This is a genomic window from Pseudomonas sp. dw_358 (assembly GCF_018449655.1).
Lineage (GTDB): Bacteria > Pseudomonadota > Gammaproteobacteria > Pseudomonadales > Pseudomonadaceae > Aquipseudomonas.
Map to the genome: position 1 here is coordinate 32,832 of NZ_JAAVUX010000005.1, position 14,898 is coordinate 47,729.

14 protein-coding genes are annotated in these 14,898 nt (G+C 61.5%); 7 read left to right on the forward strand and 7 right to left on the reverse strand.

Going from position 1 to position 14,898, the window contains the following annotated elements:
* Nucleotides 1-3: 3 nt before the first annotated feature.
* Both purE and HB675_RS09420 read right to left on the reverse strand, forming a co-directional pair.
* Nucleotides 4-495 carry a 5-(carboxyamino)imidazole ribonucleotide mutase gene (gene purE / locus HB675_RS09415; RefSeq protein WP_213877996.1) on the reverse strand — a complete coding sequence of 164 codons (492 nt, stop codon included), beginning with the start codon at nt 493-495 and terminating at the stop codon, nt 4-6.
* A gap of 203 nt (nt 496-698) precedes the next feature.
* Complete coding sequence (locus tag HB675_RS09420) at nt 699-1,604, reverse strand: LysR substrate-binding domain-containing protein (RefSeq protein ID WP_213877998.1); 906 nt, start codon at nt 1,602-1,604, stop codon at nt 699-701.
* 169 nt (nt 1,605-1,773) lie between these two features.
* On the opposite strand from HB675_RS09420, the gene HB675_RS09425 reads away from it, so the two are divergent.
* The 3 genes from HB675_RS09425 to HB675_RS09435 all read left to right on the forward strand — a co-directional run bounded on the left by HB675_RS09425 (nt 1,774) and on the right by HB675_RS09435 (nt 5,834).
* Nucleotides 1,774-3,198, forward strand: a complete 1,425-nt coding sequence (locus tag HB675_RS09425; protein ID WP_213878000.1) for an aspartate ammonia-lyase — start codon at nt 1,774-1,776, stop codon at nt 3,196-3,198.
* Nucleotides 3,199-3,446: 248 nt separating this feature from the next.
* A complete protein-coding gene (locus tag HB675_RS09430) occupies nt 3,447-4,841 on the forward strand; it encodes an alanine/glycine:cation symporter family protein (RefSeq protein WP_213878002.1) in 1,395 nt (464 codons plus the stop codon).
* A 15-nt stretch (nt 4,842-4,856) separates the two neighbouring features.
* Entirely contained in the window at nt 4,857-5,834 is a 978-nt protein-coding gene (locus HB675_RS09435) for an asparaginase (RefSeq protein WP_213878004.1), read from the forward strand.
* Between the two features lie 28 nt (nt 5,835-5,862).
* Here the strand turns inward: HB675_RS09435 and HB675_RS09440 are convergent, their stop codons facing one another.
* Both HB675_RS09440 and HB675_RS09445 read right to left on the reverse strand, forming a co-directional pair.
* Complete coding sequence (locus HB675_RS09440) at nt 5,863-6,762, reverse strand: bestrophin family ion channel (RefSeq protein ID WP_213878006.1); 900 nt, start codon at nt 6,760-6,762, stop codon at nt 5,863-5,865.
* Nucleotides 6,763-6,842: 80 nt separating this feature from the next.
* Nucleotides 6,843-8,372 carry a PLP-dependent aminotransferase family protein gene (locus HB675_RS09445; RefSeq protein WP_213878008.1) on the reverse strand — a complete coding sequence of 510 codons (1,530 nt, stop codon included), beginning with the start codon at nt 8,370-8,372 and terminating at the stop codon, nt 6,843-6,845.
* A gap of 94 nt (nt 8,373-8,466) precedes the next feature.
* On the opposite strand from HB675_RS09445, the gene HB675_RS09450 reads away from it, so the two are divergent.
* From HB675_RS09450 to HB675_RS09460, 3 genes are read left to right on the forward strand one after another with little or no spacing between them, the layout of a single operon-like run.
* Nucleotides 8,467-9,096: an FMN-binding negative transcriptional regulator gene (locus HB675_RS09450; RefSeq protein ID WP_213878010.1), complete on the forward strand. Its 630-nt coding sequence runs from the start codon at nt 8,467-8,469 to the stop codon at nt 9,094-9,096.
* Nucleotides 9,097-9,105: 9 nt separating this feature from the next.
* Nucleotides 9,106-9,564, forward strand: a complete 459-nt coding sequence (locus tag HB675_RS09455) for a GNAT family N-acetyltransferase (protein WP_213878012.1) — start codon at nt 9,106-9,108, stop codon at nt 9,562-9,564.
* Complete coding sequence (locus tag HB675_RS09460) at nt 9,561-10,238, forward strand: GNAT family protein (RefSeq protein ID WP_213878014.1); 678 nt, start codon at nt 9,561-9,563, stop codon at nt 10,236-10,238. Before HB675_RS09455 ends, HB675_RS09460 begins: the two co-directional genes overlap by 4 nt.
* 110 nt (nt 10,239-10,348) lie before the next feature.
* On the opposite strand, the gene oadA is transcribed toward HB675_RS09460, so the two are convergent.
* On the reverse strand, nt 10,349-12,157 hold the full coding sequence (gene oadA, locus HB675_RS09465) for a sodium-extruding oxaloacetate decarboxylase subunit alpha (protein WP_213878016.1): 1,809 nt from the start codon (nt 12,155-12,157) through the stop codon (nt 10,349-10,351).
* A gap of 11 nt (nt 12,158-12,168) precedes the next feature.
* A complete protein-coding gene (locus HB675_RS09470; RefSeq protein WP_213878018.1) occupies nt 12,169-13,584 on the reverse strand; it encodes an acetyl-CoA carboxylase biotin carboxylase subunit in 1,416 nt (471 codons plus the stop codon).
* Nucleotides 13,585-13,739: 155 nt separating this feature from the next.
* Between HB675_RS09470 and HB675_RS09475 the strand changes: the two genes are divergently transcribed.
* Nucleotides 13,740-14,702: a LysR family transcriptional regulator gene (locus HB675_RS09475; RefSeq protein ID WP_213878020.1), complete on the forward strand. Its 963-nt coding sequence runs from the start codon at nt 13,740-13,742 to the stop codon at nt 14,700-14,702.
* Here the strand turns inward: HB675_RS09475 and HB675_RS09480 are convergent.
* On the reverse strand, nt 14,644-14,853 hold the full coding sequence (locus HB675_RS09480) for a hypothetical protein (RefSeq protein WP_213878022.1): 210 nt from the start codon (nt 14,851-14,853) through the stop codon (nt 14,644-14,646). The two genes, HB675_RS09475 and HB675_RS09480, sit on opposite strands and share 59 nt — an antisense overlap.
* Nucleotides 14,854-14,898 lie beyond the last annotated feature (45 nt).

The following is a 14,898-nucleotide window of genomic DNA, read 5'->3' on the forward strand; positions in this document are numbered from 1 at the left end:
TCCTCAGGCCTGGCGCGGGTCTGGATTGTCCAGCACGCTGTCTGTCTGGTCGGCCCGAAATTGCTTGAGCACGGCGTGGAACTGCGGGTGCTTGGCGCCCAGGATGCTCGCCGACAGCAGCGCGGCGTTGATGGCCCCGGCTTTGCCGATGGCCAGGGTGGCGACCGGGATACCCGCCGGCATCTGCACGATCGACAGCAGCGAATCGACACCCGACAGCATGGACGACTGCACGGGGACACCCAGCACCGGCAGGTGCGTCTTGGCTGCACACATGCCAGGCAGATGTGCCGCACCGCCCGCACCGGCGATGATCACTTCGAGGCCGCGAGCTTCGGCTTCCTCGGCGTACTGGAACAGCAGGTCCGGGGTACGGTGGGCGGAAACCACCTTCACTTCGTACGGGATACCGAGCTTTTCCAGGGTGTCGGCGGTGTGGCTAAGGGTGGACCAATCGGACTTCGAGCCCATGATCACGCCAACCAATGCACTCATCGTCGTGCCTCTTCTCTTGGGCGCCCGCGGGCGCGTCAAAAAATAACGAGCCAGACGCGTGGGCGACATGGCTCGCTATACGGAATGAAGGCCGGCTGAGACCGGCCAAAGGCCGCGCAGTATAACGCAAACTCGGTGCTGAAATGCATTGCCGACAGGCGGATGACAAATAGCCGAAAGCCCCGTATTTACTGACTTTAAGGTCAGCTCTGCGCGGCCGTGCCGGTGAGCTTGCGCCACAGCAGACGGACATTCGCTTTGCGCACCAGCGCGCAGCGGTAAACGCGTATTTCCAGCGGAACAAACCACTGCGGGCCACCGCAGATCACCAGCTCACCGCGGGCCAGCTCCGCTTTGACGCTCAGGCGCGGCACCCAGGCAATCCCGAGGCCTTCCAGTGCCATGCTCTTCAGGCTGTCGGCCATGGCTGTTTCGTAGACCGTGGTATAGCGCAGGCTGCGCTGGCGCAAGAGATGGCTGACCGAACGGCCGAGGAACGCCCCGGCGCTGTAGGCCAGCAGCGGTACGCTGGCTTCGCCTTCGACGTCGAACATCGCCGTGCCATCGGCATTCGCTGCGCACACAGGGAGCATTTCGGTGTCGCCCAGATGCAGCGATGGAAATATCTCGGCATCCATCTGCATGGCCGAATCCGGGTCATAGAAGGCCAGCATCAAATCGCAGCCCCCCTCGCGCAAGGCATGCACGGCTTCGCCGACGTTGGTTGCCACCAGCCGCGTGGCAATCGGCAGGCCGTCGTTGCGCAGCTGGGCGATCCATCCAGGAAAAAACCCCAAGGCCAGCGAGTGTGCGGCCGCCACTTGCATCACTTCACCCTGCCCGCCTTCAAGGTGGTGCAAATGGCGCAGCACCTCACCCAGCTGATCGACCACGGTACGCGCGGTCACCAGAAAAAGCTGGCCGGCCTCCGTCAATTCGATGGGCGTGCGCGAGCGGTTGACCAGGGTCAGCCCGAGGGCGGCCTCCAGACTGCGAATACGGCGGCTGAACGCCGGCTGAGTGACAAAGCGGCGCTCGGCCGCCTGGGAAAAGCTGCGCGTGGCAGCCAAGGCGCTGAAGTCTTCCAGCCATTTGCTTTCGAGGTTCATCGGTATTCCTGCGGGGGCATATACGCTCGGCAATGAAATGGCGTCACACTGAACATTATGCCGATTCTGCATACCCCAGCAAGCAACAGCATTAGCCACAATCGGCCTGCAACCCTAGTATCAGCAGTGTTCCGGCACTGGCCGGCTCCACCATGAGAAGACCTCTATCATGTCCTCGGCTGCATCATCGCGCATCGAAAAAGACCTGCTTGGCGTACTCGAAGTCCCGTCCCATGCCTATTACGGCATCCAGACCCTGCGAGCCGTGAACAACTTTCACCTCTCCGGCGTGCCGATTTCGCACTACCCCAAGCTGGTCGTGGCCTTGGCCATGGTCAAACAGGCCGCCGCCGATGCCAACCGCGAGCTGGGCCACCTCAGCGCAGCCAAGCACGCAGCCATCAGCGAAGCCTGTGCCCGTCTAGTGCGTGGTGATTTTCACGATGAGTTCGTGGTGGACATGATTCAAGGCGGTGCCGGCACCTCCACCAACATGAACGCCAACGAGGTCATCGCCAACATCGCCCTCGAGGCCATGGGCCACAACAAGGGCGAATACCAGTATCTGCACCCCAACAATGACGTGAACATGGCGCAGTCCACCAACGACGCGTACCCCACCGCCATTCGCCTGGGTCTGCTGCTGGGCCACGACGCCTTGCTGGCCAGCCTGGACAGCCTGATTCAAGCCTTCGCCGCCAAGGGCGAGGACTTCAGCCATGTGCTGAAGATGGGCCGCACTCAGTTGCAGGACGCCGTGCCCATGACCCTGGGCCAGGAATTCCGGGCCTTTGCCACAACCCTGACCGAAGACCTCAACCGCCTGCGCAACCTGGCCCCGGAGCTGCTCACCGAGGTTAATCTGGGCGGTACCGCCATCGGCACCGGGATCAACGCCGACCCGCGCTATCAGCACCTGGCCGTCGCACGCCTGGCTACCATCAGCGGCCAGCCGCTGGTGCCCGCCGCCGACTTGATCGAAGCCACCTCCGACATGGGCGCCTTCGTGCTGTTTTCCGGCATGCTCAAACGCACCGCAGTCAAACTGTCGAAGATCTGCAACGACTTGCGTCTGCTGTCCAGCGGCCCACGCACCGGGATCAACGAGATCAACCTGCCTGCCCGTCAGCCTGGCAGCTCGATCATGCCGGGCAAGGTCAACCCGGTGATCCCGGAAGCCGTCAACATGGTGGCCTTTGAAATCATCGGCAATGACCTGGCCTTGACCATCGCCGCCGAGGGCGGGCAGTTGCAACTCAACGTCATGGAGCCCCTGATCGCCTACAAGATCTTCGATTCGATCCGCTTGTTGCAGCGGGCCATGGACATGCTACGCGAGCATTGCATCGTCGGCATCACCGCCAACGAGAAACGCTGCCGCGAACTGGTCGAGCACTCCATCGGCCTGGTCACCGCCTTGAACCCCTACATCGGCTACGAAAACGCCACCCGCATTGCCCGCACGGCTCTGGAAACGGGGCGCGGGGTGCTGGAACTGGTCCGAGAGGAACAGTTGCTGGACGACGCCATGCTCGACGACATCCTGCGTCCGGAAAACATGATTGCACCGCGCCTGGTCCCGCTGAAGGCCTGACCTTCTGCCCCATCGCAGCACACGCTCACCAGGTCGAGGGACTAGACACCTCTCACCTTTTGAGGGCTCGGAGAATAATCTTCTTTGGGCCCTTTTTTTTATCTTCATGATTGCTGAAACGTTATATCCCTAGCCGTTCCGCGGACCGGTCCGGACAATCTAACCATGATTTGTTGTACCAAAAAGCTGCGTCGTCCTTACGGCATGGGTATAGTGCCGCCCTTTTGAAATCTAGCGAGGTAACTCCCATGCTCGAAGTCATCAACGACTTCCTCTCGGGCAAAGTGCTGATTGTGCTGATTGTCGGCCTCGGCGGGTACTTCACCGTCCGCTCGCGCTTTGTCCAGCTGCGGCACTTTTTCCACATGTTCACCGTGTTCGGCGAAAGCCTGCGCAGCAGCAGTGGCCAGCTCAGCTCGTTTCAGGCGCTGATGCTCAGCCTGGCCGGACGGGTGGGCGCCGGCAACATCGCCGGGGTCGGCATCGCCGTGACCCTTGGCGGTCCGGGTGCCGTGTTCTGGATGTGGGTCACCGCACTGGTGGGCATGGCCAGCAGCTTCTTCGAATGCACCCTGGCACAGACCTACAAGCGCGTCGGCGCCGACGGCCAGTACGTGGGCGGGCCTTCGTTCTACATGCAATACGGCCTGGGCAGACGCGGGCTGGGCATGTTCATGGCAGCCCTGTTGCTGGTGACTTTCGGTTTTGCCTTCAATGGCCTGCAATCCCATGCCGTCACCAGTTCGCTGAAAGACGCCTTCGGCTTCGATCCGCACTGGAGCGGCCTGGCGCTGGCGGCCCTGCTTGGCGTGGTGTTCTTCGGCGGTATCAAGCGGATCGCTTCGGTGGCTGACCTGCTGGTACCGGTCAAGACTCTGATCTACATCGCCGTCAGCCTGTACGTGATCGTCCTGCAATTCGACCAGGTGCCGCACATGCTGGCGACCATCGTGCGCAGCGCCTTCGGCCTCGATCCGGTCTTCGGCGGTATGGTCGGCAGCGCGATCGTGATGGGCGTCAAGCGTGGCGTGTTCGCCAACGAAGCCGGCCTGGGCAGTGCGCCCAACGTGGCCGCTGTCGCTCAGGTCGAGCACCCGGTGGCGCAAGGCGTGGTCCAGGCGTTCAGTGTGTTTCTCGATACCTTCGTCATCTGCACCTGCACCGCGCTGGTGATCTTGCTGTCGGGCTTCTACAACGTGCACTTCGAAGGCGACGGCATTGCCCTGACCCAGAACTCCCTGGCGGCGGTCGTCGGGCCGTGGGGCCGAATCTTCGTCAGCGTGGCCTTGGCGTTGTTCGTTTTCACTTCGATCCTCTATAACTACTACCTGGGCGAAAGCAGCCTGCGCTTCCTGCTGGGAGAGAACCGCAAGGCCGTGCTGACGTTCCGTGCATTGGTCGTGGCCCTGATCTACTGGGGTGCAGTGGAAGACCTGGGCACAGTGTTCGCCTTTGCTGATATCACCATGACCCTGTTGGCGTTCACCAACCTGTTCACCTTGGCGTTCCTGTTCAAGATCGGCCTGCGCTTGCTGCGCGACTATGATGATCAACGTTCGGCCGGTATCAAGACGCCGGTTTTCGACGCCAGCAAGTTTGCTGACCTGGACCTTGACCCGAAGGCCTGGCCGAAAAAAGGCTGAGTGCTGGAGAACCCCATGACCGCAACTCACATCAAGGTGCTGTACACCGGCGGTACGATCGGCATGCAGGCCAGTGCCAACGGCTTGGCCCCCGCCTCCGGTTTCGAGGCGCGCATGCGCGCGCACTTGCATCCGCTGGCCGATCTGCAATGGAGCTTTCGCGAGCTGCTCCCACTGATCGACAGTGCCAACATGACCCCGGCCTACTGGCAGCGCCTGCGTGCGGCCATCGTCGAGGCGGTGGATGTCGAGTGTTGCGACGGTGTGCTGGTGCTGCACGGCACCGACACCCTGGCCTACAGCGCGGCCGCCATGGCGTTCCAACTGCTGGGCGTGACCGTGCCGGTGTTGTTTACGGGCTCCATGCTCCCCGCCGGTGTGGCTGAAAGCGATGCCTGGGAAAACCTTGACGGCGCCTTGCGCGCCTTCGCCGCCGGCGTAAAGCCAGGGGTTCAGCTGTTCTTCCACGGAGAACTGCTGGCACCGACCCGCTGCGCGAAAATCCGCAGCTTTGGCCGTCATCCGTTTGCCCGGCTCAAGCGCAATTCGAGCGCGGGCAGCCGCAGCGAGATACCGGCCGCCCTGCACTACCGTCAGCCGTTGCAGCTGGCGCAGGTGGCCGTGCTGCCACTGGTTCCGGGCTATGCCGCGCAACCGGTCGCAGCCTTGATAGCCAGCGGTGTCCAAGGGCTGGTGCTGGAATGCTTCGGCAGCGGTACCGGTCCCTCTGATGACCCGGCCTTTCTGGCAGCCCTGCAAACGGCGAAAGACCTTGGCGTCGTGGTCGTGGCCGTCACCCAATGCCACGAGGGCGGTGTGGAGTTGGATATCTACGAGGCCGGCAGTCGCTTGCGTGAAGTGGGCGTAGTGTCCGGTGGCGGGATGACGCGGGAAGCGGCGCTGGCCAAGCTGCATGCCTTGCTGGGTGCCAGCCTGGGGTACGACGAAGTGCGCCGGTTACTGACGCTCGACCTGTGTGGCGAGTTGGCCTGAGGCTTGCTCGGATGCTCGAACAGCCCTCCTAAATGACTACCGCCCCCGATCGCGAAGTTACCTGCGCATCGCGCAACATCGAATCCAGATTCTTCTCGATGTTCTCGCACAGCGCCGTCATCTGAATCTCATGTTCGCTGGCCAGAAACGGACTCTGCAGATCCGTGCCGATCTTTTCGATGGCCAGCAGCATGAAGCCCACCACCGTGGACGCCAGCGGCGTAAACCAACCAAGGTCTTCGACCAGTCCGATCGGCACGATGAGGCAGAACAGCGTGATGAACAGCCGTGGAAACGATACGTAGGGGTATGGCAGGGGCGTATTGGCGATGCGCTCCATGCCCCCTTGGCAATTGGATATTTCCACCAGCGTTGACTCCAGACGCGCGAAGCGGATGCTGTCGAGCCTCCCTGCCTGATACTCGCGGCTGAGCAGCGCCGCTGAGCCATTGAGCACGTCATTGGGGAAGTTGTTGGTGTCATGGCGCCGCGCAAAGGCTGACTCGCCAATCAGCTCCACCACTCCCACGGAACACTCCTCCTTTTTCAGGTGCGCCGACAGGCATTTGACGAACGCCACGTGGCGCCGCAACAGCACCGCCTTGACTGGATTCAGCGAATCGCCATCGCTCACCAACGTCAGCACTTGCCGCGCATAACTGCGTGAGTTGTTGACCAGTGCACCCCATAAGGTCCGGGCCTCCCACCAGCGGTTGTAGGCACTGGAGTTGCGAAAGCTGGTGAGCACCACCAGCGCCGAGCCCAGCAAGGTCAACGGCATCGACGGCAGCGTCACCCGGCGCTCCAGGAACAGCATGAAATCAACGGTCACGACGATGTCCCAGATCAGCAGCCAGAACAGCGACCAGCCTACATAGGTAACGGTCTTGAGCAGGAATCGGTACTTGCGCAGGATTGCGTTCCGCATAAGAGCTCACTCGTAGTTGGGCACTTCGCTTGGAATGCGCGGACTGCTTTTGGTTGCCTGACAATATGTTTCAGAATGCCTCAAAACCAGGCCCGAGCCAGACGCTTCGCCGCCTGTTCGATGACCTGCTCGTCCACGGCCGCAAAACCCAGCACCAACCCTGCCGATTGCTGTGTGCCGGCCAGCCAATAATCGCTGAGGGGATTGATCTCGACATCCACCGTGTCGGCCAGACGCACCAGTTCTGCCTCTCGCTCAGGGTTATCCACAGCGATTGTGACGTGCAGTCCAGCGTCAATCGGGGGCATCGGCGAACAGCCGACGACGCCCGCAGGCCAGTGCTGGAGCAGCGCATCGCGGCGCTTCAGGGCCGCCCGGCGCATGCGGCGAATGTGTCGCTGGAAGTGGCCCTGGGCAATGAATTCCGCCATCACCGCCTGGGTCCCCACTTCCGAGCTGCGCACGTCCACGGCACGCCGGCGACGGAAGGGTTCGACCAGCTGCTGCGGCAACACCAGGTAACCCAGGCGCAGGGCCGGGAACGCGACCTTTGCGAAGGTGCCCACGTAGATCACCCGGCCACTGCGATCCAGTGCTGCCAAAGGCGCCAAGGGCGCGCCGGTGTAACGGTACTCGCCATCGTAATCGTCCTCTATGATCCAGCCCTGACGCCGTTCGGCCCAGGCCAGCAACTCCAGGCGCCGGCCCAGGCTCATGGTGACGCCGGTGGGGTACTGATGGGCAGGCGTTACGTAGGCCAGCCGGCAGGCCTCGGCCTGCTCGAGTTCCGCGCAGGCCATACCATGGTTATCCACAGGCACGCCAAGCAATTGAGCACCGGCGTTGGCAAAGGCAAATCCGGCTGCTCGATAGCCGGGATTTTCCACCGCAACAGCCTCGCCGGGCTCCAGCAGCAGCTGTGCACAAAGCCCAATAGCCTGCTGTGCGCCACAGGTGATCACAATTTGTTCAGCACTGCATGAAAGCCCCCGCGAGCTACGCAAGTAGGCCGCAATCAGTTCACGCAAACGCGGGTCGCCCTCCGCCTCGCCATAACCTAGCCTGCCAATGTCGGGGTTACGCCAGAAAGCCGCGTGCAGCTTGCTCCAGACGTGAAATGGAAACAGATCGAAAGCAGGAATACCGACCCTGAAAGCCTTCGGCGGACCGGCTTTTGGTACGGGCAGGTGGTATTGTTGCAGCCGACCAAAAGCGCTGTTTACCCATACAGGACTGACCATATCATCAGTAGATTGGATGGGTTTTGTGGATAAACTTGTGGATAAACCGGCACCCAAACCTGTGGGTAACTTGGTGGATAATTTTTCCGGCAGGGGCAATTTTTCGGGAAGCGTCACAAAGGTCCCGGCACCGACGCGGCCGTGAATAAAACCCTCGGCGTAGAGTTGGTCATAGGTGCGCACCACGCTGTTGCGCGATATGCCCAGCACCGAGGCCAGGTCACGGCTGGCCGGCAGGCGTGTGCCGGAGCTGATGCGTCCGTCCAGAATCCGGCAACGCAACTGCTGGTAGAGCTGGCGACTTAGCCCCTGACGGCGATCAAGCACGATCCCGGAGGGATCAAATGGCAAGCCGGGTTGCGCGAGCATGGCGATTGGACCTGTAAAAATGATCAGAGGTGGATCTTACAACAGTCCAATGGCCGGCCTAGGATGGTCACAAATGACCTGCGGATGCCTCCCCATGTACAACCCACGCGCCTTTATCGACGACGATCTGCCCCGCTTGCACAAGGTGATCGAGCAAACCCGCCTGGCCATTCTCGTTACCCATGGCGCCAGCGGCCTCAGCGCCAGCCATGTGCCGTTGCTGCTCGACCGGAAGGCCGGCCCCTTCGGCACTCTGGAAGGCCACCTTGCCAAAGCCAACGACCAATGGCGCGATCTGGCCACCGGGGCGCCGGCGCTGGTAATTTTCGCGGGGGCCGATGCCTACGTCAGCCCCAGCTTCTATCCGGCCAAGGCCGAGCACGGCAAGGTAGTACCGACCTGGAACTATGTGGCGATACACGCCCATGGCCAGGCGCAGGTCTTTCACGACGCCGGGCCATTGCTTGCGATAGTGACTGCCTTGACCGCCCGCCACGAAGGTCTGCGGGAGAAACCCTGGGCCGTCAGCGATGCCCCCGCCGACTATATCGACGGCATGCTCAAGGCCATCGTCGGTATCCGCTTGCCCATCGAGCGCCTTGAAGGCAAGCGCAAGCTCAGCCAGAACCGCGCCCAGCCGGACTTCGACGGCGTGCGCGACGGCCTCGCCAACAGCCCGGACCTGCGCGATCAAGCGCTGGCCGAACTCATGAAATCCCTTTGAGGCCTGACCATGAACGCCATCGACATTCGCACTGTGACCGCTGCCGACCACGCTGCCTGGCTGCCGCTGTGGAAGGCCTATCAAGCCTTCTATAACACCGAAATCGCCGACCGTGTCAGCGCCGTGACCTGGCAGCGCATGCTCGATCCGGCCGAACCCATCAATGCCGCACTGGCCTGGCGGAACGGTGAGGCGGTGGGCATGGTCCATTACATCTATCATCGTTCATGCTGGACGGTGGAAAACGCGTGCTACCTCCAGGATCTGCTGGTGGGAGCCGAGCAACGTGGCCTGGGCATTGGCCGCCAGTTGATCGAGTTCGTCTACACCACTGCCCGCCAGGCCGGCTGCACCAAGGTGCACTGGCTGACCCATGAGACCAACGCCACGGCCATTGTTCTGTATGAGCGCATTGCCGAACGCCCCGGCTTCATTCAATTTCGCCAGGCTTTGCAGGAGCTTTCATGACCACTCAAGTAGTAGATTGGCAAACCGCTCAACCCCCTTCCCGCGAGACGCAAACGGGCCGCTACATCCGCCTGGAAAAGCTCGAACCCGCACGCCACAGCGAGGACCTGTGGGAAGCGTTGCAAGGCCCCGAAGCCGACCAGGCACTTTGGGACTACCTGCCCTACGGCCCTTTCACTGACCGCGAAAAGTTCGATATCTGGCTCGATGGCTATGCCACCAGCGCTGACCCACTGGGCTTTTGCGTGGTCGATCTGAAAACTGGCAAGGCCCAGGGCATTCTCAGCCTGATGTCCACCGTGCCCCTCCACGGCCGCGTTGAGATCGGGCACGTGGCGTTTGGCGCCGTCATGCAGCGCACGCCCAAAGGCACTGAAGCCGTATATTTGCTGGCCAAGCTGGCATTCGCCCAAGGTTATCGCCGGGTGGAATGGAAGTGCGACGACGCTAACGCCCGCTCCAAGCGGGCCGCGTTGCGTTTTGGCTTTACCAGCGAAGGCGTGTTCCGCCAGCACATGGTGGTCAAGGGCCACAACCGTGACACGGCATGGTTCTCGATTCTGAACAGTGAATGGCCGGCCATTGCCTTGGCTTTCGAGGCGTGGCTGGCGCCGTTGAACCAGCCTGTCGGTGGGCAGGTGAAGACGCTGGAAGAATTCCGCGTCGTTCACTGAGCCAAGCCTTTGCAGGACCGAGCTTGCTCGGTCCTGCCAGGGAACCATCAGGTCAGGTGAAAAAAAGGAAGGCCGAAGCCTCCCCGAGGTAAACCTTGATCCGGTTCGAATCAGCCTTCGATCTCGACCAGAATCTCGCCCGGGTTGACCCGATCACCTTTGGCGACATGAATGGTGACCACCCTACCGGCAATCGACGCTTGCACTTCGGTTTCCATCTTCATGGCCTCGGTGATCAACACCGCCTGGCCGGCCTTGACCGTGTCGCCTTCCTTGACCAGCACATCGACAATGTTGCCCGGCATCGTCGTGCTTACGTGACCCGGGGCGGTGGCCTGGTTGCGCTTGCTGCCGCCGCTGGTGGCGACGAACTCGTTGAGCGGTTCGAACACCACTTCTTCTGGCATGCCGTCGATGGACAGGTAGAAATGGCGCTTGCCCTCGGCCTTGACGCCCACGCCGGTGATGTCGACCCGGTAGCTCTCGCCGTGCACGTCGATGATGAACTCGGTGGGCACACCTTCGCCGCCCGCCTTGGCGACACTGCCCGGTTCGGGAATCGGCAACAGCACTTCCGGGTTCAAGGTCCCCGCCGCACGTTCTTCGAGGAACTTGCGCCCAATGTCCGGGAACATGGCGTAGGTCAGCACGTCTTCTTCAGTCTTGGCGAGGGTGCCGATTTCGCCGCGCAGCTTGACCATTTCCGGCTTGAGCAGGTCCGCCGGGCGCACGTCGATCACGTCTTCGTTGCCGATGGCCTGGCGCCGGAGTTTTTCGTCGACCTTGCCCGGTGCCTGACCATAGCCGCCCTGCAGGTACAGCTTCACCTCGTTGGTGATGGTCTTGTAGCGCTCGCCGGCCAGCACGTTGAAGAACGCCTGAGTGCCGACGATCTGCGAGGTCGGCGTGACCAGCGGCGGAAAGCCCAAGTCTTCGCGTACCCGCGGAATTTCTGCCAGCACTTCGCTCATGCGGTTCAGTGCGCCCTGTTCCTTGAGCTGGTTGGCCAGGTTGGAAATCATCCCGCCTGGCACCTGGTTGACCTGAACCCGGGTATCGACCGAGGTGAATTCGCTTTCGAACTGGTGGTATTTCTTGCGTACGGCGTAGAAGTACAGGCCGATCTCCTGCAAAAGCTCCAGACTCAAGCCGGTGTCGAACTCACTGCCCTTGAGAGCTGCCACCATGGACTCGGTGCCGGGGTGGCTGGTGCCCCAGGCGAAGCTGGAAATGGCGGTGTCGATGTGATCGGCACCATTTTCTACCGCTTTGAGCTGGCACATGGCAGCCAGGCCGGCCGTGTCATGGGAATGGATAAACACTGGCAGCGACTGTTCGGCCTTGAGCGCCTTGACCAGCTCGCCCGTGGCATAGGGGGTCAACAAGCCAGCCATGTCCTTGATCGCCACTGAGTCGCAACCCATGGCTTCCATCTGTTTGGCCTGCTTCACGAAGGCGTCGATGGTGTGCACCGGGCTGGTGGTGTAAGCGATGGTGCCCTGGGCATGTTTACCCGCTGCCTTCACCGCTTCGATGGCCACCCGCAGGTTTCGCACGTCGTTCATGGCATCGAAGATGCGGAACACATCGATGCCATTGGCGGCGGCTTTAGCCACAAACGCGCGGACCACGTCGTCGCTGTAGTGCCGATAGCCCAGTAGGTTCTGGCCGCGCAGGAGCATCTGCAGGCGGGTGTTGGGCAATGCGGCACGCAGCTGGCGCAAACGCTCCCACGGGTCTTCCTTGAGAAAGCGCACGCAAGCATCGAAGGTCGCGCCGCCCCAGACTTCCAGCGACCAGTAGCCCACCTTGTCGAGCTTGTCGCAGATCGGCAGCATGTCCTCGGTGCGCATACGGGTGGCCAGCAGGGACTGGTGAGCGTCACGCAGGATTGTGTCGGTTACAAAAATCTTCTTCATCGTCGTATTCCTTACAGGCCTGCGTGGGCGGCAATGGCAGCGGCGATGGCCAGGGCCAGCTCTTCGGGTTTGCGCTTGATCGAGTACTGGGTCAGTTCGGGATGGCTTTCGACAAAACTGGTGTTGAACTGGCCGCTGCGAAACTCCGGGTTGCGCAGAATTTCCTGGTAATACGCGGCCGTGGTCTTCACCCCCTGCAGGCGCATGTCGTCCAGGGCGCGCAGGCCGCGGTCCATGGCTTCTTCCCACGTCAACGCCCAGACCACCAGCTTGAGACACATGGAGTCGTAGAACGGTGGAATGGTATAGCCGGTGTAGATCGCCGTGTCGGTGCGCACACCCGGGCCGCCCGGTGCGTAGTAGCGAGTGATCTTGCCGAAGCTGGGCAAGAAGTTGTTTTTCGGGTCCTCGGCGTTGATCCGGAATTGCAAGGCGAAACCGCGATGCTGGATGTCTTCCTGCTTGACCGACAACGGCAGGCCCGAAGCGATGCGGATCTGCTCACGGACAATATCGATACCGGTGATTTCTTCGGTGATGGTGTGCTCCACCTGCACCCGAGTGTTCATTTCCATGAAGTACACCTGGCCCTCGGCGAGCAGGAACTCCACAGTGCCAGCATTCTCGTAGCCCACCGCCTTGGCGGCCCGCACCGACAGGTCACCAATGTAGGCGCGCTGCTCCGGGGTCAGTTGGGGGCTGGGGGCAATTTCAATGAGCTTTTGGTTGCGACGCTGAATCGAACAGTCGCGCTCGAACAAATGCACGACGTTACCGAAGCTGTCGCCCAGCACCTGCGCTTCTATGTGCTTGGGGTTGACGATGCACTTTTCCAGAAATACTTCCGCCGACCCGAAGGCTTTAGTGGCTTCGGAGATGACCCGTGGAAACGCCTGCTCCAGCTCCTCTCGGCTGTTGCAGCGACGAATGCCGCGGCCGCCGCCGCCCGAAGTGGCCTTGAGCATCACCGGGTAACCGATGCGGTCCCCCTCCACCAGGGCTTCGTGGATATCCGCCACGTTGCCTTCGGTGCCCGGAGTGACCGGTACGCCGGCCAGGATCATGCTGCGCCGCGCCTCGGTCTTGTCGCCCATGCGGCGAATGACTTCGGCGGACGGGCCGATGAACTTGACCCCACGCTCGGCACAGATCTCGGCCAGTTCGGCATTCTCGGAGAGAAAGCCGTAGCCGGGGTGCAAGGCGTCACAGCCGGTTTCCACCGCCAGATTCACCAGTTTGCGCGGGTTGAGGTAGCCGGCCAGCGGCTCGGCGCCAATGCTGTGGGCTTCATCGGCACGTTTGACGTGCAGCGCATGACGGTCGACTTCCGAGTAGATGGCCACCGAACGGATGCCCATCTCGGCGCAGGCCCGCACAATTCTCACGGCGATCTCGCCCCGGTTGGCGATCAGGATTTTTCTTATCACTTGGACGTTCCTCGACCGAATCAATCGAACCGGGCTCAGCCGGTTGCCTAGTCACCATAGTCCTGGCCAGCAATTAACAAAAATCAATATTTATTAGGGTACGCATTAGCTAAAGCTTATAGTTGCTTAAACGTGCTGCTAACTTGCGAGAAAATATGCGTAAATCCCTGATGCGAATGACGCTGCGCCAGCTTCAGGTTTTCAACGAAGTGTGCGATTTACGCTCGTACAGTCGAGCAGCGCAGGAAATGTCGCTGACGCAACCGGCGGTCAGCTTGCAGATACGCCAGCTGGAGGAATTGGTGGGGCAGCCGCTTTTCGATTATGTCGGCAAAAAGCTGTACCTGACCGAGGCGGCCGAAGCCCTGCAACGTGCCAGCCGTGACATCTTCGGCCGCCTTGAAAACCTCGACATGCAGCTGGCGGACCTGCAGGGCTCACTTCAAGGTCAATTGAAGCTGGCGGTGGAGTCCAGCGCCAAGTATTTCGTCCCCCACCTGTTCGCCGCCTTCAAGCGCCAGCACCCTGAGGTCCAGCTGCAACTGACGGTGGTCAACCGCGCCCAGGTGATACGTCGCCTGGCGGACAACCGCGACGACCTCACGGTGATGTCCATGGTGCCCCAGGACATGGGCCTGGATTTCCTGCCGTTTCTGAACAATCCGATCGTTGCCGTGGCCACCCCGGATCATCCGTTGAGCCAGCAGAGCCCGCTGCGCCTGCAGGATCTGGAGCCCTATACGCTGCTGGTACGCGAGCCAGGGTCAGGCACGCGCATGGCTTGCGAGGAGTATTTCAAAGAGAAACGCGTGCACTTCAACCAGACGCTGGAAGTGGCGTCGGCCGAGGCGCAACGTGAGTGCGTGAGTGCCGGGCTGGGCGTCGCGTTGCTGACTCGCCATGCGGTGAGCCTGGAATTAAGCAGTGGCCTGCTCAAGGAGCTGGCAGTGGACGAGCTGCCGCTGTACCGCAGTTGGTGCGTGGTGCAAGCCAAGGCCCGGCAACAATCACCGGTGGCCTTGGCCTTTCAAGCGTTCATCCGCGCCGAGCGTGCACAGATCAGTGCGCTGGCGACACGCTTCGACGGTCTGCCGAAGGGGCTTCCTGCCAATACTTGAGGTCGGGAAAGTCTGCCGTTTCACTGTCCAGTCGGCGCGCTTCACAGCGATTCTCGATCGCCCGGCGGAACGCCATGCGCCGCTGGTCTTCCTGCTGACGCCGGGTCTTGCTGTTGGACGGTTGCTGCGAGTCTTCGTGATTACGAGCCATGCCCTGTCTCCCAGTTCGATTTCCGAGTGCTTGGTTAGGAGCATC